Origin of the sequence: Streptosporangium amethystogenes (assembly GCF_000721075.1) — a bacterium.
Classification (GTDB): Bacteria; Actinomycetota; Actinomycetes; order Streptosporangiales; family Streptosporangiaceae; genus Streptosporangium; species Streptosporangium amethystogenes.
The window spans coordinates 213,239-238,695 of the sequence record NZ_JOEQ01000012.1 but is presented as its reverse complement, the minus strand read 5'-3'; the positions used below and the strand labels follow the sequence as shown (position 1 = coordinate 238,695).

Here is a 25,457-nt window from a genome sequence, read left to right as displayed (position 1 = left end):
CAGCGTCAAGACCAGGATTTTTCGCTTCGGGGGAGGTTTTCCCATGTGCCGTCTCTCTTCGGTTAAGGAAGATCAGTAAACGAAACGGCATCAACGTAACATTGACGATTTTGGCCATCAATACATTATTTTTCAGTTTTTGACGGCAATTATCGGCTCAATATCGAAGGGCTTTGGCCCATCGCTGGACAGAGGAGTCTCCAAGCCGTCCGAAGAACATCACCCCTGAGGGTCCCGCGAGTTCGCCGCGGCGCGGAAGCTCTCCGCCAGGTGCCGTAGTCCCGGTTCGATCCGCTCCACCGGAATGGCGCCGTACCCGAGCACCAGCCCCGCCCGCGCGGGGGCCTCGCCGTAGTAGGGGGCGAGGTCCTGCAGTGCGATCCCCGCCTGGTCCGCGTACGCCGTGACGCGGTTCATGTCGACCCCGGCGTCCGAGGTCAGGTGGGCGCAGAGGTGCAGGCCGGCAGCCGAGGGGATCGGCTCCAGCCAGTCGCGGAAGTCTCGCCGGAGCGTGGCGAGGATCCGTTCGCGGCGGGCCGCGTACTCGCGCGTCGCCTTGCGGACGTGTCGCCCGAGCAGGCCCTCGCCGATGAACCCGGCCAGCGCCGCCTGGGTGGGCAGCTCGCTGTGCCAGTCGGTGAGCTGCCTGGCCCTGCGGAGTGCGGGCTGGAGCGAGGCGGGGGCGACCAGGAAGCCCAGCCGCAGCATCGGCAGCATCGTCTTGGAGAAGGAGCCGACGTAGATGACGTGGCCGCTGCGGTCCAGGCTCTGCAGCGGTTCCAGCGGGCGGTCCTCGAAACGGAACTCGCTGTCGTAGTCGTCCTCGATCACCACGGCACCTCGCCGCTCGGCCCATTCGAGCAGCGCGGCGCGGCGGCCGAGCGACATCGGCGTGCCCAGCGGGAACTGGTGCGAGGGCGTGACGTAGACGAGGCAGGCGGAGTCGGGGAGGGCGGACACGTCCAGGCCCTCACTGTCGACCGGCACCCCGGTGACCCGCGCGCCCAGTGACTGAAACAGCAGCCTGGCCGGCGGGTAGCCGGGTTCCTCGACCGCCACCCGGCAGCCGGGCTCGATCAGCACGCGGCCGATCAGGTCGAGCGCCTGCTGGGCCCCCTGGGTGACGAGCACGTCGGCGGCGCTCGCCCGTACCGAGCGGGAGATCCCGATGTGGCGGGCGACGGCCTCCCGCAGCCCCATATGTCCGGAGGGGTCGCCGTAGCCGGTGGAGCGCACCAGCGCCGGGCGGAGCTCGCGGGCGACGAGCCTGCGCCACGTTTCGAGCGGGAACAGCCGGGCATCGGGGACGCCCACCCTGAAGTCGTAGACCGGCTCCGTGGCCGGTTCGCTCGGCGGGGCGGGCAGGGACCGCCAGAGGTGGCGGGGGCGTACGCCGCTGCCCGCCGGCGCGGCCCGGGAGCGGGAGCGGCCGAGAGGTTCGGCGCACACGAAGGTGCCCGCGCCGACCTGACCGACGAGGACGCCCTCGGCGGTCAGCCGCTCGTAGGCGACGGCCACGGTGTTGCGTGACACGCCGAGCCGTCGCGCCAGCTCGCGGGTCGGCGGCAGGCGCTCCCCCGAGCGCAGGCGACCGTCGAGGACGGCGTCCAGAAGCTGCCGGTAGATGCGGACGGACAGATCGCCACGCCCGGCGAGGCTCACATGGAAATCCACCCGACCACCCTCGTATTGGCCCAATGATCCTGTCTTCTATTGGAGCTTATATGGAGCCAATTCCCTCAATAGAGTCACGCTGTTCCCAACGCGCGAGACCTCAGCGCGGTGACCACCAAGGAGTCCGATGTTCAGCCGGATCATGCCGTCTTCCGGGCCGCCCAGGATCCTCGCCCTCGCGCAGCTGACCAACTCCATCGGAGACGGCGCCTACTACGTGTGCTCGGCGCTCTACTTCATCCGGATCGTGGGGCTGTCGCCGACCGAGGTCGGCTTCGGGCTGACACTCGGCTGGGCCGTCGGGTTCGTGACGGGGGTCCCGCTCGGGCACCTCGCCGACCGCCGGGGACCGCGCGGCACGGCGGTCCTGCTGGCCGTCGCCACCGCCGTCGCGGTCGGCTCGTTCCTGTTCGTCCGGTCCTTCCCGCTGTTCGTGCTGGTCGCCTGCCTGTACGCGATCTCCCAGTGCGGTCTCGCCGCCGCCAGGCAGGCGCTGCTCGCCGGGCTGGTGGACAGGGCGCGGCGGACCGGGGTCCGGGCCCACCTGCAGGCGACGGTCAACGCGGGGCTGGCGATCGGCGCCGCGTTCGGGGGAGCGGCGCTGCACCTCGACACTCCGGCGGCCTACCTGACGGTCCTGGCGATGGACGCGCTGAGCTTCCTGTTCTCCGCGCTGATCCTGCTCCGCCTTCCTCCGCTGCCGTCCACGCCGGCCGCCGGAGCGGGCGAGCCGGCGCTGGCGGTGCTCAGGGACCGGCCGTACGCGCTGATCTCGTTCCTCAACATGATCACGCTGTTGAACATGCCGCTGCTCAGCCTGGTCATCCCGCTCTGGATCGTTCAGCGGACCCAGGCTCCGAGCTGGACGGTCGCCGCACTGCTGGTCCTCAACACCCTGGGCGTCGTGCTGTTCCAGGTACGGGTGGCCCGGCGGGTCAGGGACCTGGAGAGTGCCGCCCGCTCCGTACGGCGGGCGGGCGCGGTGCTGCTCGCCTCGTGTGCGGTGTTCGCCCTGTCGTCGGCCGGAACCTCGGCGTGGGTCGCCGGGCTCGTCCTGCTCGTGGCCGCCTGCCTGCAGGTGCTCGGTGAGATGATGCAGGCCTCCGGTGCCTGGGAGATCGGATTCGACCTCGCCCCGGCCGACAAACAGGGCCAGTACCAGGGCTTCTTCGGATCCGGTGCTGCGATCGCGAGGATGCTCGGCCCGCTGCTGCTCACCACGCTGATCGTCACCTGGGGGACTCCGGGCTGGCTGGTGCTGGGCGGCCTGTTCCTGCTCTCCGGCCTGGCGATGGGACCGGCGGTGCGCTGGGCACTGCGGACCCGGCGGCCGATCGCCGGCACCGAACCGGAAGGCGCGCGGGCCGTCTGACGACCGTCGCCTCGATGGTGACCGGGTACGGGGACGGCGACGACCTCGGCTCGGCCGACGCGTCATGCCGTACTGCTCCCGTGATATCGGGTTCGGTGCATTTCACGGAATAGAACCGCGGTAATCGGCACTTTAAGGTTAATTGTCTACTCGCGCATAAAATACGAAGAAGTCCCGTTGGGATGGATTTGGTTTTCCGTGGAATGCCATCTGTTTGCTGAGTCGAAAATGGGGGATGTGTTTTCCCTTTTGGTGTTCGGGTATTTCCGATTTGGATCACTGGAAATGATAAAAAATCGGATTCTCGCTGCAAAGGGAAATAAGTTGATTCCTTATGGGAGTGGGTCGACCGGCCGCCGCCTCTTGAAGTACGCCGTCGTCGTGACCACGGCGGGGACGGTGCTGTTGGGTCAGGCGCCGGTGAGTGCGATGGCCGGGCCTGTGCCGGGCACCTCTGCCGGAGCGGTCGTCAAGGGAGGCGGTCCCGTCGCATCCGTCGACCACCGCGGGGAGTGCCGTCACCGGCCTTGCCGCCGTTGCGGCCGTCCGTGCCACCGTTGTCACAGGTTCTGCGAGCGCGGACGGCGGGGGCGTAGGGGGATACAGGGCGTCCCGGGACGCCGAGGTCCGGAGGGTCAGGAAGGGCCGGAGGGCGAGCGAGGCCCGATGGGTTTCCCTGGACCGCGAGGTGAACGGGGCCCGGAAGGTAGGAGGGGCCCGCAGGGTGAGAAGGGCGATCAGGGTCCTGCGGGTGGTCCGCAGGGTGAGAAGGGGGATCAGGGTCCTGCGGGTCCGCAGGGTGAGAAGGGGGATCAGGGTCCTGCGGGTCCGCAGGGTGAGAAGGGCGATTCGGGTCCTGCGGGTCCGGCGGGAGAGAAGGGCGATCAGGGTCCTGCGGGTCCGCAGGGCCTGACAGGTCTACAAGGTCCGGCCGGTGCTCAGGGTCCGGCGGGAGAGAAGGGCGATCCGGGTGAGAAGGGCGATCAGGGTCCTGCGGGTCCGCAGGGTGAGAAGGGTGATCCTGGTGAGGAGGGCGAGGAGGGGAGCCCGGGTCCGATGGGGCCGCCGGGGCCGGGGGTCGGTATCGACTCGGTGATCCAGGGCAGCACCGAATACCTCGGCTACGTGCCGGGCGACGGCCGCACCCTGCTCAGGGATCCGGGAAACACCCCGAACTGGCACGATCTCTCGTCCGTGGCAGGTTACCCGGGCCACGTGACCGGTGTCACCCTGGCTGCGTTGGGAAGCAGCCTGTACGTCGACGTGCTGGGCATTGACGGCAGGATCATGCAGACGACGTGCAAGATCAGGCCGATCCCCGGCAAGGGGGGAAACCCGGCATGGCCCGGCAACTGCGGCGCTTTCGTCAATCTGACGCCGCCCACGGGGCGGTCGGCCGGGACACGGATCAACTGGAACATCGACGAGGAAGCGGATGAGTCCGGGAAGCGGCTGAGCAAAGCCGGGGCACGGGCCTCCTGAACCGTCCCGTGACGCCGCAGGCGGATGATCGCGAACACCCTTTCGTGATCATCCGCCTTCTCGGTTACGGGGGGGACCGGCCCGATGTCCCGGGCTTCAGGCCCATGGGCCGAGGTGTTTTCCGGTGTCATCGGCGGTCGCGGCGGTGGCGTATCAGGTGCCGGGCGATCAGTCCGATGGCCAGGACGACCAGGGCGAGGAGCAGGTAGGTGAAGTAGCGGGCGATCTCGTCGTACACCTCGCCGATGTAGTTGCCCACGGTGTATCCCAGCACCGTCCACACCGTGACCCACAGCGCCGCGCCGAGGGTGTTGAACGCCAGGAAGCGGAGCCAGGGCATGCCGATGGTGCCCGCGACGATGCCGTTGACCTCGCGCAGTCCCGCGACGAAGCGGGCGACGACGACGACCTTGCCGCCGTGCTGTTCGAAGAACCGCTCCGCCTTCTGGAAGCGTTCCGGGGGCAGCAGGACGTAGTGGCCCCAGCGGCGGATGAAGGCACGACCGCCGGTGCGGCCGATCAGGTAGCCGAGGTTGTCCCCGGCCACCGCGGCCAGCACCGCGATCGGCACGATGGCGGCGAGGTGTAGTTGCCCGGCCCCGGCGTAGATCGCGGCGGTGAGCAGGATCGTCTCCCCGGGGACGGGAACGCCGAAATCCTCCATGAAGATCAGCGTGCCGACGGCAAGGTAGCCGTAGTGGTCCAGCAACGGTGCCAAGTGGGCCAGCGGGCCGGGTAGCGGTGGAGCCATGCTGTCACTCTATGGGGTTGTTTGATTACTCTGTGTCCCGATTCGGTGTAGGGGTGACCCGAGGTGACGTCTTACTGGTGAACATTCTGATCTGTTTTAGGCATTTAATGGCCATATGCCCGATAGATGGTTATTTGGGGGGAAGGTGGCCAGTGAGCAGGCGGTATGGGCCGCCGGGGGTACACCCGGCGGCTCATGCATCCGAATCAGGAGGTCCCATGAAGAAGGAACTTCTCGTCTCCGGGCTGAGCGCGCTGATGGTGAGCGCGCTCCCTGTCGCCGCGGGGGCGGCCACCCACTCCGCGCCCACCCCGACGCCGTCGGCGTCGTCTCCGGGCCACACGTCGTCACCTTCGGCCGGCGTGAGCGGTAAGCCGGTCGGCCCCGGCTGCTCTGCCCTGCCGGCCACCGGCAAGGGCAGCCTCGGCAACGCGGCCAGGGAGCGGGTCACCACCGCGGTGGCCGAGAACCCCGAGCTGTCGACCCTGAGCACCGCCATCAAGGACGCGGGTCTGACCAACAAGCTCTACACGGCCAAGGGCATCACGATCTTCGCTCCCAGCAACGCGGCCTTCGACCAGCTGCCGCCCGGCACCCTCAAGAAGCTGATGGCCAACAAGCCGGAACTGGCCAAGGTGCTGACCTACCACGTGGTGGAGGGCAAGAAGAGCCCGTCCCAGCTGGTCGGCGCGCCGCTGAAGACCATGCAGGGCGGCCAGATCACCGTCAAGGGTTCGGGCCAGGACTTCATCGTCTCCGGCAGGGCCAAGGTGGTCTGCGGCGACATCGCCACCAAGAACGCCACCGTCTACATCATCGACAAGGTGCTGCTGCCTCACTCGAAGTGAGCCCTCTAGCGGTCCAGCTGGAAGGCGGCCATCGGGATGTGCAGCCAGGCCGGGCGGTTGCGGGCCTCGTAGACGACCTCGTAGGCGGCCTTGTCGAGTTCCAGGGCGCGGAGCAGGACGGCGTCCTCGGCACGCAGGTGGCCGCCTCCGGCGGAGTATCCGGCCAGGAAGGAGGAGCGGTTGAGTTCGGCCCACTCGATCGCGCGGGGACGCAGCTCGTCGGCGTCGACGTGGTCGGCCAGCAGGTGGCGGGCCGCGTAGTCGAAGGAGCGGAGCATCCCGGCCACGTCGCGTAGCGGTGAGGCCAGGGCCCGGCGCTCGGCGATGGGCTGTCCAGGCTCGCCCTCGAAGTCGAGGATGATCCAGTCTGTGGGGGTCCGCATCACCTGGCCGAGGTGGTAGTCGCCGTGGACGCGCTGGACCGACATCTCCCTGGCCAACTCGGAGACCCGCTGGTACGCCTCCTCGGCGACATGGGCGTGCTCGCGGAGCTCGGGCACCTCGGCGACCGCGACGGCCAGGCGGCGGCCGAACTCCTCGACCATCCGCTTGACCTCCTGCGACTCGATCACGTCGACCGGGAAGGCGGCGGCCAGCTCGTGGTGGACCTGGGCGGTGGCCACGCCGAGGCGAAAGGACTCGGCGCTGAAATCGCCGCCCGCCTCCGAGGCCGAGGACTCCAGGGCGCCGTAGAGGTCGCGGACACTGGCCAGCGCCAGTGCCCAGCCGTCGTTGGAGTTCGACAGGAACTCCTGGGTCATCGCCAGTGTGGTGGGCTCGCCGTCCAGGTCGGTCTCGATCCAGCCGTACGGCCGCGCGATGTGGGTGCCGTCCCGGAGGGCCAGGGCGGTGACGATCTCCAGTTCCGGGTTGACCCCGGGGGTCAGGCGGCGGAACAACTTGCAGATGTAGGTGTCGCCGTACACCAGGGAGGTGTTGGACTGCTCGGCGCTGAGCACCAGGCTCCGCAGGGAGGTGTTGATCTCCACCCCGTCGAGGTGGCGGAAGCGGAGCGGGCCCAGATCACGGTTCTCCGCCATGCCGGTCAACAGGACGCAGGTGAGGTCGGCGTCATAGGCGGCGTCGTAGTAGTCCTCGCCGATGTGGGCGGGTTTGAAGCGGTAGTCATCGGGTGCGTCGGTGCCGAGCAGCAACTGGTACCGGTCGCGTACCCCGGCCTGGTGAACCGAGATGACCAGGTGGCGCAGGCGTGGTGCGAGTTGTACGTCCGAGTCGACGACGAGATTGTCGATCGGACGCCCCTTACCGGCGAACCATCGTTGATGGGTGATCCAACCGGTAAGGAGCTCCGTCAACACGGCTTTACGCCTCCTGGGATACGGGCGGCAGGGTGAACCAGTAGAACCCATGCCCCGGGAGCGTCAAAAGATACGGAAGCTCGCCAATTGGTGGGAAAGGAACTCCGCCCATCGTCTCCACTGGAATCGACCCCTCGAAGCGGCGGAGGTCCAGCTCCACCGGTTGAGGGAACCTGGAGAGGTTGTTGACGCACAGGATCCGGTCGTCGCCGAGCTCCCGTACGTAGGCCAGGACGCTCGGGTTGGAGGAGTTCAGCTCGGTGAACGCGCCGAGGCCGAAGACCGGGTGCCGCTTGCGAATGTCGATCATCCGCTTGGTCCAGTGCAGCAGCGAGCCCGCGCTCCGCTGCTGGGCCTCGACGTTGAGCGCCTGGTAGCCGTAGATCGGGTCCATGATGACCGGGAGATACAGCCGGCCGGGGTCGCAGTCGGAGAATCCCGCGTTGCGGTCGGGGCTCCACTGCATCGGGGTGCGGACCCCGTCGCGGTCGCCCAGCCAGATGTTGTCCCCCATGCCGATCTCGTCACCGTAGTACAGCACGGGAGAACCGGGCAGGGAGAGCAGCAGGGCCGTGAACAGCTCGATCTGGTTGCGGTCGTTCTCCAGCAGCGGTGCCAGCCGCCGCCGGATGCCGACGTTGGCCCGCATCCGGGGATCCTTGGCGTACTCCGAGTACATGTAGTCGCGCTCGTCGTCCGTCACCATCTCAAGCGTGAGCTCGTCGTGGTTGCGGAGGAAGATGCCCCACTGGCAGTTCTCCGGGATCTTCGGCGTCTGGGCCATGATCTCCGAGATCGGGTAACGCGACTCCCTCCTGACCGCCATGAAGATGCGCGGCATCAGCGGAAAGTGGAACGCCATGTGGCACTCGTCGCCCCCGGTGGCAGGGTCGCCGAAGTACTCGACCACGTCGGCGGGCCACTGGTTGGCCTCGGCCAGCAGCACCCGGTCGGGGTAGAGCCGGTCGACCTCCGCCCTGACCCGCTTCAGGTACTCATGGGTCCTGGGCAGGTTCTCGCAGTTGGTGCCGTCCTGCTCGAACAGGTACGGGATGGCGTCCATCCGGAAACCGTCGATGCCGAGGTCCAGCCAGAAGCGGAGCACCTCCAGCATCGCGTCCTGCACGTCGGGGTTCTCGTAGTTGAGGTCCGGCTGGTGCGAGAAGAAGCGGTGCCAGTAGTACTGTCCCCGGACCGGGTCGTGCGACCAGTTGGACGTCTCGGTGTCGATGAAGATGACCCGGGCGTCCTTGTAGAGCTCGTCGTGGTCGTTCCAGACGTAGAAGTCGCCGAACGGACCCTCGGGGTCGTGCCGGGAGGCCTGGAACCACGGGTGCTGGTCACTGGTGTGGTTCATCACCAGGTCGGCGATGACCCGCATGCCGCGCTTGTGCGCCTCGTCGACCAGCTTCACGAAATCTCCGAGGTCCCCGAAGTCGGGGAGGATCTTCATGAAGTCGGCGATGTCGTACCCGCCGTCGCGCAGCGGTGACTCGTACAGCGGCAGCAGCCAGAGGCAGTCGACGCCGAGCCACTGGAGGTAGTCCAGTTTCTGGATGAGACCGCGGATGTCTCCGGTGCCGTCGCCGTTGGAGTCGGCGAAGCCCCGGATGAGAACCTCGTAGAAGACGGCGCGCTTGAACCAGTAGGGGTCGCGCGGTTCTTCCTCGTCGAAGGTGTTCGGAATTGGCTCAGGTAGCTGACTCACCAGTGGACTCCCCGCTGTTCTGCCGGTATACGCGTACCCGGCCGGCTCACCGCTGGCTCGCCGCCGCTGCACGCAGAGTGAAGACGTGCGCTGGGTGGATGTGGGGATCGAGGCGCACGTAGTTGTCCTGCCGCCACCGATACGACTCGCCCGACAGTTCGTCGTCCACGACGAACTCGGCTTGCCAGTCGAGACCGAGGGCGGGCATGTCCAGCGACACCGTCGCCTCGTGGGTGTTGTGCGGATCCAGATTCACGACCACGAGGACCACGTCGCCCAGGCCGTGCCGTCGTGTGGCCGTGTCGTAGGCACCGGGCAGCCGCTTGGAGAAGCAGACCATGTCCGGATGGTTAACGCTGTGAAACCGTAGATTACGCAGTTCCTGGAGCGCCGGGTGTGCTCTTCGGAACAAATTGAGTTGCGTGATGAACGGGGCAAGGCTACGGCCTTCCCGCTCCGCCCCTACCCAATCTCGGGGTTTGTACTGATATTTCTCACTATCTAGATATTCCTCGCTGCCTGGTCTAACCGGTACATTCTCCGCAAGTTCATAACCCGCATAGACGCCCCAGGTCGGCATCGCCATCGCCGCAAGTACCGCTCTGATGTGGAATGCCGGGACACCCCCATGTTGAAGGTACTCGTGGAGAATGTCCGGAGTGTTAACGAATACGTTCGGCCGCATGTACGACGACGTCTCGTGGGAGAGCTCGCTCAGGTAGTCCTCGACGTCCGAGCGCGAGTTCTTCCAGGTGAAGTACGTGTACGACTGGTGGAAACCGACCTTGGCCAGCGTCCGCATCATCGCCGGTCGGGTGAACGCCTCGGCCAGGAACAGCACGTCCGGGTCCGTGGCGTTGATGTCGGCCAGCAGCCTCTCCCAGAAGGCCACCGGCTTGGTGTGCGGGTTGTCCACCCGGAAGATCCGCACGCCGTGATCCATCCAGACCCGCACCACCCGCCTGATCTCCTCGTAGATCCCCTGGGGATCCTTGTCGAAGTTCAGCGGGTAGATGTCCTGGTACTTCTTCGGCGGGTTCTCCGCGTAGGCGATCGAGCCGTCGGCGCGGATGTTGAACCACTCCGGGTGCTCGGTGACCCATGGGTGGTCGGGCGCGCACTGCAGGGCCAGGTCGATGGCGACCTCCATGCCCAGCTCGCGGGTCTTCGTCACGAAGGCGTCGAAGTCCTCGAAGGTGCCCAGGTCGGGGTGGATGGCGTCGTGACCGCCCTGCTGCGAGCCGATCGCCCAGGGCGAGCCGGGGTCGTACGGCTCGGGCGTCAGGGTATTGTTGCGCCCCTTGCGGAAGCTCTGCCCGATCGGGTGGATCGGCGGCAGGTAGACGACGTCGAAGCCCATCTTCGCGACGGCCGGCAGCCGCTTCGCGGCAGTCTGGAAATTTCCGGACTTGGGGGCTGCGTCCCGCTCGATGATCGCCCCCTCGGAGCGCGGGAAGAACTCGTACCACGACCCGAACAGCGCCCTGCGGCGATGGACCACCACCGAGCGCGGGGACGACCTCGTGATCAGCACGCGCAGGGGGTGCGCGTGCAGCAGCGCCGCCGTCTCCGGAAGCTGGGCGACGGTGAACCGGGCACGCGGGTCGATCCGGGTGTCGCGGAGCCTGGCCGCCACCGCCTGGAGCGCGGCGCGGTGCCCGCACGCGTGTGCCTGGGTGACCTTGCCGCGCTTCGCCGTCCTCGCCGCGGGGGTCCGGCCGCTCACCGGCCTGCCGGTCGCGACGGTGCCGGTCGCCGGTCCGCAGTCGGCGGCCCGCACGGCTCTCGCCGCGCGGTCGAAGAGCCGGGCGCCCTCCTCGCACATCAGGTCGGCGTCCAGGTCGCGCGGGATCTTGATGCCCGCGTCGTGCAGCCAGGTGGCCAGGGGATCACCCCAGGCCTCCACCCGGAAGCGCCACTCGCCCTCGGTGGGCAGCGTCACCTCCACGCCCCAGCGGTCGGTGCCGGGCCCGAGCTCGCCCATGGGCAGCAGTGGCCCGCGCACGCCGTCGGGGCCGGTGAACACGACTCCTGCGGCGACCGCGTCGTGTCCCTCGCGGAACACGGTCGCGGAGATCTCGAAGGTCTCACCCGCGGCGGCCTTCGCGGGGTAGCGCCCGCATTCGACCGTGGGGTAGATGTCCAGGATTGGGATTCGTCCGATCATCGCGTCTCAAGGTAGCGGCGGCACGCCCGGTACCGCCGGGGAAGTCAGCAAGGAAAGATCTTCGATTTTCAAGCGCCCCCGGCGGCCGCTCTCGGGGCAAGGCGGAGCCCTGCCCTGCCGGGACGGCCGGTTCCGAGGGCAGTGCATTCTGGCTCGTATGTCCGGTGCCCTAATAGTCCATCTTCATGCGTGCCGGTGGATAGAGTGCGGGACCTCTTACTCTTCGGCGAGTTGTCCTAACAGTCGATCACCTGCCTTTGATGTGTTTGGGGGGGATTGATAGCGGTGAGGGGGAGACGCGTGAGTGTTTGAGTCGCCCTCGTGGCGCTGAGTAACTAGGGTCTGGCACCGTGAGAGCTATTCGCAGGTTTACCGTCCGCACCGTCCTGCCCCCCGAGCTGGCACCTCTCGGGGAGCTCGTGCTGAATTTGCGCTGGTCGTGGCACCCGGAGACATTGGACCTGTTCGGCGAGGTCGATCCGGCGATCTGGGGGCGTGTCGGGTACGATCCCGTCGCCCTGCTGGGTGCGGTGGAGGCCGACAGGCTCCGCGAGCTCGCCGCCGACCGCCGCTTCCTGCGGCGGCTGGCCGACGCGGCCGACGATCTCCGCGAATACATGACCGCTCCCCGCTGGTACCAGACCATCTCCGACGCTCCCCGGAGCATCGCCTACTTCTCGCCCGAGTACGGCATCGCCGCCGCCCTGCCGCAGTACTCCGGCGGGCTCGGCATCCTCGCCGGCGACCACCTCAAGGCGGCCAGCGACCTCGGCGTGCCCATCCTGGCCGTCGGCCTGCTCTACCGGCACGGCTACTTCACCCAGTCCCTCTCGCCCGAGGGCTGGCAGCTTGAGCACTACCCCTCCCTCGATCCGGGCGGCCTGCCGTTGACCCTGCTGAAGGAGCAGGACGGCACCCCGGTGCGAATCAAGCTCAGCCTTCCCGAGCAGCGCACGCTGCACGCCCAGGTCTGGGTGCTCCAGGTCGGCAGGGTGCCGCTGCTGCTGCTCGACTCCGACGTGGCCGAGAACGACACCGCGGCCCGCGACGTCACCGACCGCCTGTACGGCGGCGGCACCGACCACCGCCTGCTCCAGGAGTTGCTGCTCGGCGTCGGCGGCGTCCGCGCCATCCGGGCCTACTGCCGGGTCACCGGGCACGCCGAGCCCGAGGTGTTCCACACCAACGAGGGGCACGCCGGCTTCCTCGGCCTGGAGCGCATCCGCGAACTCACCGAGGCCAGGCTCTCCTTCGACGAGGCGCTGGAGGCGGTGCGGGCCGGCACCGTCTTCACCACGCACACCCCGGTGCCCGCCGGGATCGACCGCTTCCCCGCGGAGATGATCGCCCGCCAGTTCGGCGGCGACAACGCGTGGCCCACGGTCCCGACCGACCGCATCCTCGCGCTCGGCGCCGAGGACGAGCCGGGCAAGTTCAACATGGCCGCGATGGGCATGCGGCTGGCCCAGCGGGTCAACGGCGTCTCCGAGCTGCACGGCGCCGTGAGCCGGGAGATGTTCCAGTGGCTCTGGCCCGGCTTCGACGCCGGCGAGGTCCCGATCGGATTCATCACCAACGGCGTGCACGCGCCCACCTGGGTGGGCCGCGAGATCATGGAGCTGGCCGGCCAGGAGCTGCCCACGCTGGTCGAGCAGGCCCAGGGCTGGGAGAGCATCACCAAGATCTCCGACGGCGACGTATGGGGCATCCGGGGGAGGCTGCGCGAGAAGCTGGTCAGGGCGGCCCGCGCCCGGCTCCGCCAGTCGTGGCTCAACCGGGGCGCCTCCCCGCCCGAGCTCGGCTGGATCGACGAAGCCCTCGACCCCGAGGTGCTGACCATCGGCTTCGCCCGCCGGGTGCCCTCGTACAAGCGGCTCACCCTGATGCTGTCCGACCCCGAAAGGCTCCGGGCGCTGCTGCTCGACCCGGTCAAGCCGGTCCAGATCGTGATCGCGGGCAAGGCGCATCCGGCCGACGAGGGCGGCAAGAAGCTCATCCAGCAGATCGTGAAGTTCGCCGACGCGGAGGACGTGCGACACCGCATCGTCTTCCTGCCCGACTACGACATGGCCCTGGGCCAGCTGCTCGTCCAGGGCTGCGACGTGTGGATGAACAACCCGCTCCGCCCGCTGGAGGCGTGCGGCACGTCCGGCATGAAGGCGGCGCTCAACGGCGGGCTCAACCTGTCCATCCGCGACGGCTGGTGGGACGAGTGGTACGACGGCACCAACGGCTGGGCCATCCCCACCGCCGACGGCGTCGCCGACCCCGACCGCCGCGACGAGCTGGAGGCCACCGCCCTCTACGACCTGATCGAGCACGAGGTGGCCGACCGGTTCTACGACCGCGCGGACGGCCTGCCCCGGCGCTGGCTGGAGATGGTCAGGCACACCCTGACCTCGCTCGGCCCCAAGGTGCTCGCCGGGCGGATGCTCCGCGACTACGTGGTCGGTCTCTACGCCCCCGCGGCCTCCTCCGCGCGCGCCCTGTCCGGCGACGGGTACGAGCAGGCAAGGAGCTTCGCGGCGTGGAAGCTCAGGGTCGGCAGGGCCTGGCCGGGTGTGCGGGTCGAGCACGTGGAGGCCTCGGGTCTCGGTGACACCCCCGAGCTCGGATCGTCCCTGGGGCTGAAGGCCACCATCGCCCTCGGCGAGCTGGAGCCCGGTGACATCCGGGTCCAGGCGGCCTACGGGCGGGTCGGGGACCACGACGACCTGGTCGCCCCCGCCTACGCCGACCTGACGGTCGAGAACACGGGCGACGACGGCAGGGCCGTCTTCGGCGGGACCATCCCCCTGGAGCGCACCGGCCCGTTCGGCTACACGGTCCGGATCGTTCCCGACCACCCCCTGGTGGCATCGCCCGCCGAGCTCGGCCTGGTCGCGGTGCCGGAGGAGCCCGTGGGCATGACCAACGGCACCCTCCGTTGAGCGAGCGTCCACCCGGCGCGCGCGCCGGGTGGACGCGCCGGGTGGACGGCGATGTCAGGCGTTGGCCTCCAGAGCCGCACGGACGGCCGACTCCAGGGCGCCCTCGATCCAGGAGTGTTTGAGCGAGGTGTGCTCGCCCGCGAAGTGCAGCCGCCCGACGGGTGCGGCGATGGCGGGGTGGATCTCGGTCATCTGGCCGGGGGTGAAGACCGCCGCCTCGCCGAAGGCATAGCGGTTGCGCAGCCAGCTCTGGGTCTGGCCGTGGCCGGTGTAGAAGTCGGCGATGCGCTCCCCGTGCACCTCCTGCAGGCCGCGCAGCGCGTGGCCGTAGCGCTCGGCGTCGTCCATGGAGTCCCACCGGGAGGCGTCGTCGGCCCATGCGTAGCTGGCCAGCACGACCCCGCCCTCGCTGCCGCGCACCGGGTGTGAGGGGAAGTAGACGAACCTGTTGGCGTTGTCGGTGACCGAGCCGCCGCCCGTCACATGGCTCGCGGGCCCGGGGCGGTAGCGGGGGCCCAGCTCGCGCTTCCAGTCTCGTTCGTCGAACTCCCACCAGCGCCTGCGGAACTCCAGCAGCACCTTGGTCGCGGAGTCGTAGTGCAGCTCGATCACCGCGCGCCGCTTCGGGTACGGCAGCGCCGGGGTGATCTCCACGTGGCGCAGCGCGGAGAACGGGATCGTGATGATCGCGAGATCTCCCTCGAACGTCTCGCCCCTGCCCTGGGGCCGGAAGACGGACTCGGTGCTGCCCGTCTCGGTGACCGTCTCCACGCGTACCCCCCGGGCGGTGTGCCGGATCCGCACGGCCCGGCGGTCCATCCGGATGTCCCCGCGCAGCCCGGGTTCCAGCCGGTAGGGCAGCTCCCGGCTGCCCCCGGCCATCTCCCAGTAGGTCGCCGACGGGTTGACCAGGCTCCGGGTGAGGAAGGTGTGCATGAACGACAGCGGCAGCCGGGAGGTCAGGTTCTCGATGGTGCCGATGGCGTCGATGGCCGCGTCGCTCAGCCTGGCGTGTTCCCGGAGGAAGCGGTTCATGGAGTGGTCGTCGAAGTCGTACAGCACGCGGGCCCAGCCCTCGATCAGCTCGGGCAGCGGCTTGTCGACCCGCTCGGAGCCGCGGACGACGGAGAAGTAGTCCCTGACCGGGTCCAGCGCCTCGTCCAGGATCTTTCCCGCGGTCCTGTCGTCCCTGAGCCCGAACGAGGCGTTGATCTTTCGTGGGTCCCTGGCGTACTCGTCGCGCCGTTGCGAGATGCCGTTGACCCGGATCCAGGTGTGGTTCGCCCGCTCCGGTGCGGTGAACTCCCCGCGGGACGGCCCGGAGCGCCAGACCGGCCCGCGGCGCGAGGTGTAGACGACCGGCGGTGTCGGCCCGCTCGCCGCGTCGCCGGGCCGCACGTCGACGTTGTAGAACAGGCGACGGGAGATGCCGAGCTTGTCGATCAGCGCGAGGGTGAGCGGGTGGAAGTCGGGGATGCGCATCGCCCCCGCCTCGGCGTACTGCCGCCGGTCGGCGAAACCGGTCCGGAAGGTCTTGATCCGGCCGCCGATCCGGTTGCCGTTGGCCTCGATGACGGTGACCCGGTGCCCGGCCCGCTTCAGCAGCGTGGCGGCCACCAGCCCGGAGATCCCGGCGCCGACGACCAGGATTCTCTTGGGGCTGCGGGCCCTGGGCAGGCCCTTGTCGATCAGCACCCTGAGGTATTCGAGTTTGAGGTCCGCGTCGTTCTCGTCGATCAGCAGCAGATCCCGCGCCACCTTCAGGCAGGTGTCCCAGCGCTCTCCGGCACGCGGCTCCCGCCGGGTGCCGGTGGGGGCCGGGCCGGTGGGCGAGACGGCGGCCGAGACCGCGGGGGACATGGGTGCCACGGCGGAGCCCATGGCCCCCACCGCGCCCAGCCCTGCCAGCCTGGCGAATCCTCGCCGGTCGATGCCTGTCACGGTATCCTCCTGTCGTTGGTCACTCTAGGTAATGGAATGACTACTATCGGTTTGCCTTCCGGTGTGCCAGGATCTCCCCGGCTGTGACTCCAACCGATGTGACGGAGCCTGTTTTTTGCGGTTTTTGTCGCAACAGGCGGACGGAGGGCCGGTGGGCGGGTGACGGCATTCGCGGGCGGAATATCAAGCCGGGTCGGACAAAAGCTCTTTTATCGGGCAAAACGCGACAATGGACCTCTTTTGCCTAGTTCTCCCTCCTTTTATTGGGTAATGGCTAGATAGCCGACATATCGCACAGGCTGGAGTGAGCATTGAAGGCATGGACGTTCGAGGGTCAGCCGGGCCCGCTGGGCGACACCACGGTCACCCTGGTCGAGGGTGGTTCCTTCTGCGTGTGCGCGCGCAACGGCGACATCCGGCCCGGCGGGGCGCAGGGTGTCTACCACGCCGACACCCGGCTGCTCTCGCGCTGGGAGCTCAGGGTGGACGAGATGGCGGTGGAGCCCCTCAGGGTGCTGCCGGCCGAGCCGTACCATGCGACGTTCCTCGGCAGGACCGGCCCCCGCCCGGGGCGGGCCGAGAGCAGCCTTCTCGTGATCAGGGACCGCTACGTCGGCGGCGGCCTCCGCGAGGATGTGACCCTGCGCAACCTGGCCGACGAGCCCGCCGGATGCGTCGTCGACATCCATGTGGCCTCCGATGTGGCGGACCTGTTCGAGGTGAAGGCGGGCCGGGTCAGGCACGTGGCCGACGTGGAGATGACGGCTGACAGGTCGGGGCTGCTGATCATCTCCACCTGCCGCTCGCGCGGCACCAGGGTGGTGGCCGAACCGTCGCCGTTCGCCGTGCCGGGCATGCTCATCTTCAGGGTCGTGGTGCCCCCCCGGGGCGAGTGGACCGTCAGCCTGCAGGTCAACCCGATTCTGGAGGGCGAGGAGTCACCGGCCTGGTTCTCCACGTGCTATCCCCTGGAGCACGCGGAGCCCGCCAGGCGCCGGGCCGACTGGGAGCGCCTCAGCCCGGTCGTCGTCACCTCCGACCGCCTCCTGTCAAAGGTGCTGGAACGCTCCAAGGAGGATCTCGGCGCGCTCCGGCTCTTCGAATCCGACAGGCCGGAGGAACCGCCGACCATCGCCGCGGGCGCGCCGTGGTTCATGACCCTGTTCGGCCGCGACTCGCTGCTGACCTCGTGGATGGCGCTCCAGATGGACCAGTGCCTGGCACTGGGCACCCTGCGCCGTCTGGCCAGGCTCCAGGGCACCGTCAACGACCCGCTCACCGAGGAGGAGCCGGGCAAGATCCTGCACGAGCTCCGCTTCGGGACCCAGGTCGGCGCCTCCCCGCAGGCCGGCCGTGCCTACTACGGCTCGGTGGACTCGACCCCGCTGTTCGTGATGGTCCTGGGCGAGCTGCGCCGGTGGGGCATGCACCGGGAGGCCGTCGAGGAACTCATGCCGCACGCCGACGCCGCCCTCGACTGGATCAACAGGGGCGCCGACCCGTTCCTGTCCTACCGGCGCAAGACCGACCACGGACTGATCAACCAGGGATGGAAGGACTCCTTTGACGGCATCAACTTCGCCGACGGCACCCTGGCCCGCCCGCCCATCGCCCTGGCGGAGGTCCAGGGCTACGTCTACGCCGCCTACATCGCCCGCGCCCACTTCGCCCACGAGGTCGGCGACACGGCTCTGGAGGAGCAGTGGACGGCCCGCGCGAGCCGGATCAGGGACGCCTTCAACGAGCGCTTCTGGCTGCCGGACCGGGGCTACTACGCCATCGGTCTCGACGGCGCCGGGCGCGCCATCGACAGTCTCGCCTCCAACATGGGGCACTGCCTGTGGGCCGGCATCGTCGACGAGGACCGGGCCGCGCAGGTCGCCGAGCGACTGCTCTCGCCGGAGATGTTCACCGGGTACGGGGTGCGGACCCTCGCCTCCACCATGGGCGCCTACAACCCGATGAGCTACCACAACGGCTCGGTCTGGCCGCACGACAACGCCCTGATCGCGTCCGGGCTGATGCGCTACGGCTTCACGCGGGAGGCGCAGCGGATCGCCTACGGCCTGCTGGACGCGGCCGAGGCCTTCGGCTGGCGGCTGCCCGAGCTGTTCTGCGGGTTCGACCGGGCCGAGTTCACCTGGCCCGTGCCGTACCCCACCTCCTGCTCCCCGCAGGCGTGGGCCGCCGCGAGTCCCATCCAGCTGGTCAGGAGCCTGCTGCGCTTCGAACCGTGGGTTCCCTACGGGCGGGTGTGGCTGGATCCGGTCGGGCTGGAGGGCCTGCGGATCCAGGGGCTGCCGCTCGCGGGTTCCAGGGTCACGATCGACGTCGGCGCGTCCGGCGCCACCATCGGCGGGCTGCCGGACGGGATCACCCTGATCAACGCGCCGCGCAGCCCGCTGACCGCGGCCCTGAGGCAGGTGCACTGACCGTTTCCTTCGTCTCTCCAGGTGAGGTCGCCATGGTTTCTTCCAGAGCTGTCCCGGGATGGTCCAACGGCATGCGCATCCTGATGGTCGCGCCGCCCTGGTACGACGTACCGCCCCACGGCTACGGGGGCATCGAGTCGATGGTGGCGGGCCTCGTCACCGGGCTGACCCGGCGCGGGCACGACGTCACGATGATCGGGGCGGGTACGGCGGGGACACCGGCGCGCTTCCTGACCACCTACGGGCGGGCGCCGTCCGAGCGGATCGGCGAGGCGCTGCCCGAGGTCCTGCACGCAGCCAGGGCGTACGCGATGAGCTCGAAGCTCGTCGTGGACGTGATCCACGACCACTCCCTGGCCGGCCCGCTGACCGCGCCCGCGCAGGCCGCGCCGACCGTGATCACCTGCCACGGCGAGGTGGGGGGCGAGTACGGCGAGTACTACCGGGTGCTCGGCGCGGGCATGTCCATGGTCGCCATCTCCGAGGCCCAGCGGCGCATCGCCCCCGACCTGAACTGGGCGGGGGTCGTCCACAACGCCGTCGACGTCGAGGCCTTCCCTTTCAGGGAACACAAGGAGGACTGGACACTCTGGCTGGGCAGGTTCAGCGAGGACAAGGGCGCCCACCTGGCCATCGACGCCGCTCGTGCGGCCGGGCGGCGCATCCTGCTGGCCGGCAAGCTCACCGAGAAGACCGAGCACGACTACTTCGACGCCTACGTCAGGCCACGCCTGGGGCCCGACGCCGAATACGTCGGCGAGGCCGACACCGCCCGCAAACGCGAACTGCTGGCCGCGGCCAGATGCCTGGTCTTCCCGGTCGTCTGGGAGGAGCCGTTCGGGATGGTGATGATCGAGGCCATGGCCTGCGGCACGCCCGTGGTCGCCCTGGGCAGGGGCGCGGTGCCCGAGGTGGTCCTGGACGGGGTCACCGGATTCATCCGGGGCACCCCCGAGGAGCTCTCCGCCGCCATCGAGGCGGCCGGCGCGCTCGCCCCGCACGCCTGCCGCTCCCGGGCGGAGCGTTTCTTCGGGGTGGAGACGATGGCCCGCGCGTACGAGGCGATCTACCGCAGGGTGATCGCCGGGCCGTCGAGGCGGGCGGGAGAGCGCGTCGCGGCGAGCGCGACGGAGAGTGCGGCGGGGAGCAGGGACCTGGCCATGCCCGTCAACTGAGCGGCGCTCTATGTTGGATCACGGCGCGACCGGCACCGGACCGGTCGCGTTGTGAATCTTGACGGAGGGACGTCCATGGGTGAGTTCGTGCGGGTGGAGAAGACCGACGGGGTCGCGACGATCAGGCTCGACCGGCCGAAGATGAACGCGCTCAACCGGCAGGTCCAGTTGGAGATCGCCGAGTGCGCCCGGCAGGTGGACGCCGACGGGGACGTGAGCGCCGTGGTCGTCTACGGGGGACGGGTCTTCGCGGCCGGTGCCGACATCAAGGAGATGGCCGACATGTCGTACGCGGACATGGCGGTCCACTCGCGGACCCTGCAGGACTGCTTCACCGCCGTCGCGAGGATCGGCAAGCCCGTCGTCGCGGCCGTGACCGGTTACGCGCTCGGTGGCGGCTGCGAGCTGGCCCTGTGCGCCGACATCAGGATCGCGGGGGAGTCGGCCAAGCTGGGCCAGCCCGAGATCCTGCTCGGCCTCATTCCCGGCGCGGGGGGCACCCAGCGGCTGCCCAGGCTCGTCGGCCCGGCCAAGGCCAAGGACCTCATCTTCACCGGACGCCACGTGGCCGCCGACGAGGCACTGGCCATCGGCCTGGTGGACCGGGTGGTCCCCGACGACGACGTCTACACCGAGGCCCTCGCGTACGCGGCCCGGTTCGCCGGGGGGCCGGCCTTGGCGCTGCGCGCCGCCAAGCAGGCGATCGACCACGGCCTGGAGACCGATCTGGACACCGGTCTGGAGATCGAGCGCCTGCAGTTCTCCGGCATGTTCGCCACCGCCGACGCCGGGATCGGCATGCGCGCCTTCTCCGAGAGGTCGAAGGCCGAGTTCACCGGCCGATGAGGCGTTCACCTGGCTTGCCGGGATCGGTCATGGGTGATTAAAAATTGCCGGTATCGTGCCGGATTATGGTGCGGTTGGTGAAGCGTGCGCTGGTGCCCGCCCCGCTGCGGCGGGCGGTCCTCGGCTGGTTCGATTCCCGGTACATCTCCAGGGCGGATCACCGGCAGGACGTCAAGGACGCGCTCTGGGAGGTCCAGACGCTGGCCAGGGAGGTCACCTCGCTGCGCGCGGAGGTCGTCGAGCTCCGCGCGCGGGTGGTCGGGGTCGCTCTCGACCCCGCGCGGGCCGGGCGCTGGGACGACGCCCACCGGCTGGCCCAGGAGACCGCGGTCGCGCTGGACGGGGTCCTCCAGAACGAGGTGCTGCTCTGGCAGGCCGTGGACCGCGCCACGGGTTCCGGGGAGCGCGGGAGCGTTTCGGACAGGACCGCCGGGGGCACCGCGTGAGGGTGACCTGGAGTGCGGACGACGGCACCTGGCACCTGGTGTTCCGGCTGGACCCCGAGGACGACGTCACCGGCCACTGCGCCGACGGCCAGCCGCTGAAGCTGGCCACGAACTCGTTCCGGGTCGAGCTGCCGCGAGCTCCGCGTGACATCCACCCCGACCTGCTCGCCCTCGCCGCGTGGACCGTGGTCGCGCCGTGGACCCGGCGCCGTGTCGTCTTCGACCGGCCGATCTCACCGGAGCTCGCGGGGGCGATCGGCGACGGCTGGGGAATCGAGGCCGGTCCCGAAGGCGGACGGGCGCGGTCGGGTGACAGGCTGGCGATCTCCTACAGCGGCGGGGCGGACTCGGTCGCGGTGGCCGCGATGCTGCCCGACGCGCCCTTCGTGCACTTTCAGCGGGTCCCGCACCCGCGGGTGCCCAACCGGTGGACCCACTACCGCTCCGACGTGCTGGCCTCGCTGGCCGCCAAGACCGGGCGCGAGCTGACCGTCGTCCGCTCCGACCTGGAGTTCACGCTCGCCGAGCCGCGCCCCGGTTACCCCGAGCACCACGCGGTCGCCGCCGGCGCGCTGCTGCTGGCGGACGAGCTCGACCTGGGGGGCCTGGCCTTCGGCTACGAGCTGGGCTCGCGCTGGCTGGGAGGCGACCGCTACCTGCTCCGCTACACACCCGACAACCCGATGTGGGCGCCGCACGGTGCCTGGGGGCGGGCGTTCGCCGCGGCCGGTCTGCACATCGTGCTCCCGGTGGGCGGGGTGAGCGAGGCCGTCACGATGCGGCTCGCCCTCGGCTCCGAGCTGCGCGAGCAGGTCCGCTGGTGCCTGCGCGGGGTGAACGGCCCCTGCGGGACCTGCGGCAAGTGCCTGTACAAGGAGCTCATCCAGGCCGCCGTCGAGTGCCGCCCGCTCCGTACCACGATCACCGCGGGCCGCCCGGTCGCCCGTAGGTGGCAGCAGCCGCCGCCGTACGGCGGCCAGGAGATGATCGAGTACGGCTGCGCCAGGGTGCGCGGCATCGAGGACACCGTCTTCGGCGCGGCGGCCGGCTACCTGCGCGCGAACGAGTCCTCCACCGCCTGGCTGGACCGCTGCTACCGGCCCGCGATCGCGGAGATTCCCGAAGCGTGGCGCAGGCAGGTTCACGACTTCATGGATGGGGAGATCGGTTTCATGACCGAGGACGAGGCGCGGCGCGTCGAGACGTGGGGGACGGCGTGAAGGTGTACGTGTCGGTCGACATGGAGGGTGTCACCGGTCTGACCGACCCCGAGGAGATGCAGGCCGGAGGGCGGGGCTACGAGCGCGGCTGCGAGCTGATGACCGGCGACGCCAACGCGGTCATCGAGGGGGCGTTCGACGCGGGCGCCACCGCGGTACGCGTCAACGACGCGCACGGCTCGACCAAGAACCTCAGGATCGACCTGCTCGACGAGCGGGCGACCCTGCTCCGTGGTCCCGGCAAGCCGCTGCGGATGGGGCAGGGACTCGACGCGAGCCACCGGGCGGCCTGCTTCGTCGGTTACCACGCGCGGGCCGGTGTCCAGCACGGCGTCCTCAACCACACCTGGATGGGCAGGGAGATCCAGAACGTCTACCTCAACGACGAGGTCTGCGGCGAGACCCGTCTCGTCGCCTCCTTCGCCGGGGTGCTCGGCGTGCCGGTGGTACTGGTGACCGGGGACGAGGCGGTCTGCGAGGAGGCCAGGGAACTGCTCGGTGACGTGGAGACCGTCGCGGTCAAGAAGGGGATCGACAGGTTCGCCGCCGAGCTCCTGCCGCCCGCCGTCGCCCAGGCCCGTATCCGCGAGGCCACCGCCCGCGCGCTCGACCGGGTGGCCGACTTCCGCCTCTGCGCCCCCGAGCCGCCGTTCACGCTCGGCGTCGAGTGGAACTCCACGGCCATCGCGGCCGGATGCGCGATCATTCCCGGGGTACGGGCGGTGGGCCCCCGGCACACCGAGTTCACCACGGACGACTTCTCACAGATCATGGCCCTGCTGGGAGTCTTCGCCATGATCGGCGGTCAGGTCGCCTGCGGCAGCGGCGTCTACGGCTGACCTCCTCCGGTGCTCCCTTCAAGCAGATTTCGAACCGACCCTTTTCGACGCCCCTTCCGAACCGACCCCCGACGGTGCCCGATGTCCTTGACGACCTTTGCCGACGACCTTCGATGAGTGACGAGACGGATCCCGCCGCCCAGGCCGCCCCCGCCCGGGGCGGGGGACTGACGCGCAGAGCGCTGCTGGTCGGGGTGGGCGCGGCCGGAGGTGCCGGGGCCATGTTCGCGGCCATGGGCGCGCTCGGCCTCGCCCCGGAGTCACAGGAAAAAGACTTCACCCCTCCGCAGCCCTCCGACTTCTCCCTCAGCGGCAAGGCGGCGGCCAAGGTGGTCGTCCTCGGTGCCAGTATCGCCGGGCTGACCTGCGCCTACGAGCTGGGTAAGGCCGGATACGACTGCACGGTCCTGGAGGCGTCCGGCCGGGTGGGCGGCAGGACCATCACGCTGCGCACGGGTGACCGGCTGGACGAGCTGGGCGGCGAGACGCAGACCGCCGCGTTCGCGGAGGGCACCTACTTCAACGCGGGGGCCGGGCGGATCGCGCCGTGGATGGTCACCATGGACTACTGCCGCGAGCTGGGCGTCCCCATCGAGACGTTCGTCAACAACAACGCCTCGGCGTACGTCTACAACGAGAACATGACCGCCCCGGTCCGGGCGCGTACGGCTCGCGCGGACCTGTACGGCTACGTCGCGGAGCTGCTGGCCAAGGCGAGCAGCGCCGGCGCGCTGAACCGCAGGCTCACCGTCGACGACCGCGAGCGGCTGGCGGAGTTCCTGCGGCGCTTCGGCGACCTCGGCCCCGATCTCAGCTACCGGGGGTCGGAACGGCGGGGCTTCGAGACCTATCCGGGAGTGGACCAGGGTGTCCCCCTGGGGGCGACGCCCTCGCTGCGGGACGTGCTCGCCGCGGGCACCGGCAGGGCCGTCACCATGGACTTCGGCTACGACCAGGCGATGCCCATGTTCCAGCCGGTGGGCGGCATGGACACGATCGCCGGCGCGCTCGCCGACGCGGTCGGCCGCGATCGGATCAAGATGGACACCCCGGTCACCGGGATAAAAAACCTGCCCGACGGGGTGGAGGTGACCCACCGGGGCGGCACGGTCCGCGCCGACTACTGCATCGCGACTCTGCCACCCCACCTGCTCGCGCGCCTGCCGCACAACCTCGGTACCCCGGTCACCGCCGCGCTCCGCACGCCCGTCCCGGTCTCCGCGGGAAAGATCGGTCTGGAGTACGGCAGGCGCTGGTGGGAGATCGACGACCGCATCTACGGCGGTGTCACCGAGACCGACCTGGACATCACCCACATCTGGTACCCCTCCCACGGCTACCACTCCCGCGGTGGCCTGCTGGTCGGCTACTACAACGTCGGGCCGAACGCCGACCTCTACGGCGCGCTCTCCCACAGTGATCGTCGAAAGCGGGCGCTCACCCAGGGCAAGAAGATCCATGGTGAGAAGTACCGCGCCGAGTTGCGTTCCAGCGTCTCGATCGCCTGGCGGCGCAGGCCGTACATCGAGGGAGGCTGGGTGGGCTGGCCCTCCTACGAGGGTGCTTTCGCCCTCCTCCAGCGCCCGGCGGGGCGGGTCTACTTCGCGGGGGACTGGCTCACCCAGCTGATCGCCTGGCAGGCCGGCGCGATGGAGTCGGCGAGGAGGACGGTCACCGAACTGCACCGCCGGGTGCTGAGCGCGACCTCCTGAGTTCTCCGGCGCGGACGTAAGGTCTTCGGTGCGAAGGAAAACCGAGGGAGATGAGACGGCGATGGCGATCGGAACACTGGACTGGACGAGTACCGCCGAGCGGCCGGACCTGCTGGCCGCGCCGGTGGTGCGGGCGATCGACGGGCTCGACGGGGTCCTCGGCGGGGTCGAGGTCGCCGAGATCGACCCGGAACTGGCCGACACGGCGGCCTTCTGCGAGCGCTACGGCGTGGACCTGGGCGAGTCGGCCAACTGCGTGATCGTGGCTGCCAAGCGCGCGGGCGAGGTCCGCTACGCGGCGTGCATGGTGCTCGCCACCATGAGGGCCGACGTCAACGGCGTGGTCCGGCGTCACCTGGACGCACGGAAGATCTCGTTCGCGTCGATGGACGACGCGGTCACACTGACCGGCATGGAGTACGGCGGGATCACCCCGCTCGGGCTGCCCGAGGAGTGGCCGGTGCTCGTCGACGAGGCGGTGGCGGCCCATCCGGAGGTCGTGATCGGCAGCGGGGTCCGCCGTTCCAAACTGGCGGTGCCGGGCTCCCTGCTGGCCGGGTTGAAAACGGCGCAGGTTCTCCGCCTGGCGAACTGA

19 protein-coding genes are annotated in these 25,457 nt (G+C 69.5%); 13 read left to right on the top strand and 6 right to left on the bottom strand.

What is annotated here, in order from left to right; all coding sequences use genetic code 11:
• Nucleotides 1–219 precede the first annotated feature (219 nt).
• Nucleotides 220–1,674 (bottom strand): MocR-like pyridoxine biosynthesis transcription factor PdxR, encoded by a 1,455-nt coding sequence (gene pdxR, locus IG98_RS0119510; RefSeq protein WP_030913800.1) that lies wholly within the window; start codon nt 1,672–1,674, stop codon nt 220–222.
• A 127-nt stretch (nt 1,675–1,801) separates the two neighbouring features.
• Here pdxR and IG98_RS0119505 point away from each other — a divergent pair, with 127 nt between their 5' ends.
• The 3 genes from IG98_RS0119505 (at nt 1,802) to IG98_RS53390 (ending at nt 4,528) form a co-directional block, all read left to right on the top strand.
• Nucleotides 1,802–3,046, top strand: coding sequence for an MFS transporter (locus tag IG98_RS0119505; protein WP_030913799.1), 1,245 nt, complete (start codon nt 1,802–1,804; stop codon nt 3,044–3,046).
• A 724-nt stretch (nt 3,047–3,770) separates the two neighbouring features.
• A complete protein-coding gene (locus IG98_RS53395; protein ID WP_051752463.1) occupies nt 3,771–3,959 on the top strand; it encodes a hypothetical protein in 189 nt (62 codons plus the stop codon).
• Between the two features lie 143 nt (nt 3,960–4,102).
• Nucleotides 4,103–4,528 carry a hypothetical protein gene (locus tag IG98_RS53390; protein WP_051752461.1) on the top strand — a complete coding sequence of 142 codons (426 nt, stop codon included), beginning with the start codon at nt 4,103–4,105 and terminating at the stop codon, nt 4,526–4,528.
• A 127-nt stretch (nt 4,529–4,655) separates the two neighbouring features.
• Here IG98_RS53390 and IG98_RS0119495 read toward each other — a convergent pair whose 3' ends face one another.
• A complete protein-coding gene (locus IG98_RS0119495; RefSeq protein WP_030913797.1) occupies nt 4,656–5,279 on the bottom strand; it encodes a DedA family protein in 624 nt (207 codons plus the stop codon).
• A gap of 218 nt (nt 5,280–5,497) precedes the next feature.
• On the opposite strand from IG98_RS0119495, the gene IG98_RS0119490 reads away from it, so the two are divergent.
• On the top strand, nt 5,498–6,127 hold the full coding sequence (locus tag IG98_RS0119490; protein ID WP_030913796.1) for a fasciclin domain-containing protein: 630 nt from the start codon (nt 5,498–5,500) through the stop codon (nt 6,125–6,127).
• Between the two features lie 5 nt (nt 6,128–6,132).
• Here IG98_RS0119490 and IG98_RS0119485 read toward each other — a convergent pair whose 3' ends face one another.
• From IG98_RS0119485 to IG98_RS0119475, 3 genes are read right to left on the bottom strand one after another with little or no spacing between them, the layout of a single operon-like run.
• Complete coding sequence (locus IG98_RS0119485) at nt 6,133–7,446, bottom strand: maltokinase N-terminal cap-like domain-containing protein (RefSeq protein ID WP_030913795.1); 1,314 nt, start codon at nt 7,444–7,446, stop codon at nt 6,133–6,135.
• A gap of 4 nt (nt 7,447–7,450) precedes the next feature.
• Nucleotides 7,451–9,154 carry a maltose alpha-D-glucosyltransferase gene (gene treS, locus IG98_RS0119480; RefSeq protein ID WP_030913794.1) on the bottom strand — a complete coding sequence of 568 codons (1,704 nt, stop codon included), beginning with the start codon at nt 9,152–9,154 and terminating at the stop codon, nt 7,451–7,453.
• Nucleotides 9,155–9,200: 46 nt separating this feature from the next.
• Complete coding sequence (locus IG98_RS0119475; protein WP_030913793.1) at nt 9,201–11,321, bottom strand: alpha-1,4-glucan--maltose-1-phosphate maltosyltransferase; 2,121 nt, start codon at nt 11,319–11,321, stop codon at nt 9,201–9,203.
• A gap of 350 nt (nt 11,322–11,671) precedes the next feature.
• Here IG98_RS0119475 and glgP point away from each other — a divergent pair, with 350 nt between their 5' ends.
• On the top strand, nt 11,672–14,251 hold the full coding sequence (glgP, locus tag IG98_RS0119470) for an alpha-glucan family phosphorylase (RefSeq protein WP_030913792.1): 2,580 nt from the start codon (nt 11,672–11,674) through the stop codon (nt 14,249–14,251).
• 54 nt (nt 14,252–14,305) lie between these two features.
• On the opposite strand, the gene IG98_RS0119465 is transcribed toward glgP, so the two are convergent.
• On the bottom strand, nt 14,306–16,192 hold the full coding sequence (locus IG98_RS0119465) for a flavin monoamine oxidase family protein (RefSeq protein WP_030913790.1): 1,887 nt from the start codon (nt 16,190–16,192) through the stop codon (nt 14,306–14,308).
• A gap of 311 nt (nt 16,193–16,503) precedes the next feature.
• Here IG98_RS0119465 and IG98_RS0119460 point away from each other — a divergent pair, with 311 nt between their 5' ends.
• The 8 genes from IG98_RS0119460 to IG98_RS0119425 all read left to right on the top strand — a co-directional run bounded on the left by IG98_RS0119460 (nt 16,504) and on the right by IG98_RS0119425 (nt 25,457).
• Nucleotides 16,504–18,624, top strand: a complete 2,121-nt coding sequence (locus IG98_RS0119460) for an amylo-alpha-1,6-glucosidase (protein ID WP_157594414.1) — start codon at nt 16,504–16,506, stop codon at nt 18,622–18,624.
• 32 nt (nt 18,625–18,656) lie between these two features.
• Nucleotides 18,657–19,799: a glycosyltransferase family 4 protein gene (locus IG98_RS0119455; RefSeq protein ID WP_084195495.1), complete on the top strand. Its 1,143-nt coding sequence runs from the start codon at nt 18,657–18,659 to the stop codon at nt 19,797–19,799.
• A gap of 75 nt (nt 19,800–19,874) precedes the next feature.
• Complete coding sequence (locus IG98_RS0119450; RefSeq protein WP_030913784.1) at nt 19,875–20,645, top strand: enoyl-CoA hydratase/isomerase family protein; 771 nt, start codon at nt 19,875–19,877, stop codon at nt 20,643–20,645.
• Nucleotides 20,646–20,722: 77 nt separating this feature from the next.
• Nucleotides 20,723–21,091, top strand: a complete 369-nt coding sequence (locus IG98_RS0119445) for a hypothetical protein (protein ID WP_245651628.1) — start codon at nt 20,723–20,725, stop codon at nt 21,089–21,091.
• A 2-nt stretch (nt 21,092–21,093) separates the two neighbouring features.
• The gene (locus IG98_RS0119440) at nt 21,094–22,311 is read left to right on the top strand and encodes a DUF6395 domain-containing protein (protein ID WP_245651627.1); all 1,218 of its coding nucleotides are present in this window, start codon (nt 21,094–21,096) and stop codon (nt 22,309–22,311) included.
• A complete protein-coding gene (locus tag IG98_RS0119435) occupies nt 22,308–23,150 on the top strand; it encodes a M55 family metallopeptidase (RefSeq protein WP_030913777.1) in 843 nt (280 codons plus the stop codon). The genes IG98_RS0119440 and IG98_RS0119435 overlap by 4 nt, the downstream gene beginning before the upstream one ends.
• A gap of 113 nt (nt 23,151–23,263) precedes the next feature.
• Complete coding sequence (locus tag IG98_RS0119430) at nt 23,264–24,862, top strand: flavin monoamine oxidase family protein (RefSeq protein WP_051752457.1); 1,599 nt, start codon at nt 23,264–23,266, stop codon at nt 24,860–24,862.
• Nucleotides 24,863–24,923: 61 nt separating this feature from the next.
• A complete protein-coding gene (locus tag IG98_RS0119425; protein ID WP_030913773.1) occupies nt 24,924–25,457 on the top strand; it encodes a YbaK/EbsC family protein in 534 nt (177 codons plus the stop codon).

Excerpts from the sequence above, each read along its gene's own strand:
- IG98_RS0119505 (WP_030913799.1), top strand. The coding sequence starts at position 1,802 with ATGTTCAGCCGGATCATGCCGTCTTCCGGGCCGCCCAGGATCCTCGCC.
- IG98_RS53390 (WP_051752461.1), top strand. The coding sequence starts at position 4,103 with ATGGGGCCGCCGGGGCCGGGGGTCGGTATCGACTCGGTGATCCAGGGC.
- IG98_RS0119495 (WP_030913797.1), bottom strand. The coding sequence starts at position 5,279 with ATGGCTCCACCGCTACCCGGCCCGCTGGCCCACTTGGCACCGTTGCTG.
- IG98_RS0119490 (WP_030913796.1), top strand. The coding sequence starts at position 5,498 with ATGAAGAAGGAACTTCTCGTCTCCGGGCTGAGCGCGCTGATGGTGAGC.
- IG98_RS0119475 (WP_030913793.1), bottom strand. The coding sequence starts at position 11,321 with ATGATCGGACGAATCCCAATCCTGGACATCTACCCCACGGTCGAATGC.
- IG98_RS0119455 (WP_084195495.1), top strand. The coding sequence starts at position 18,657 with ATGGTTTCTTCCAGAGCTGTCCCGGGATGGTCCAACGGCATGCGCATC.
- IG98_RS0119450 (WP_030913784.1), top strand. The coding sequence starts at position 19,875 with ATGGGTGAGTTCGTGCGGGTGGAGAAGACCGACGGGGTCGCGACGATC.
- IG98_RS0119430 (WP_051752457.1), top strand. The coding sequence starts at position 23,264 with ATGAGTGACGAGACGGATCCCGCCGCCCAGGCCGCCCCCGCCCGGGGC.
- IG98_RS0119425 (WP_030913773.1), top strand. The coding sequence starts at position 24,924 with ATGGCGATCGGAACACTGGACTGGACGAGTACCGCCGAGCGGCCGGAC.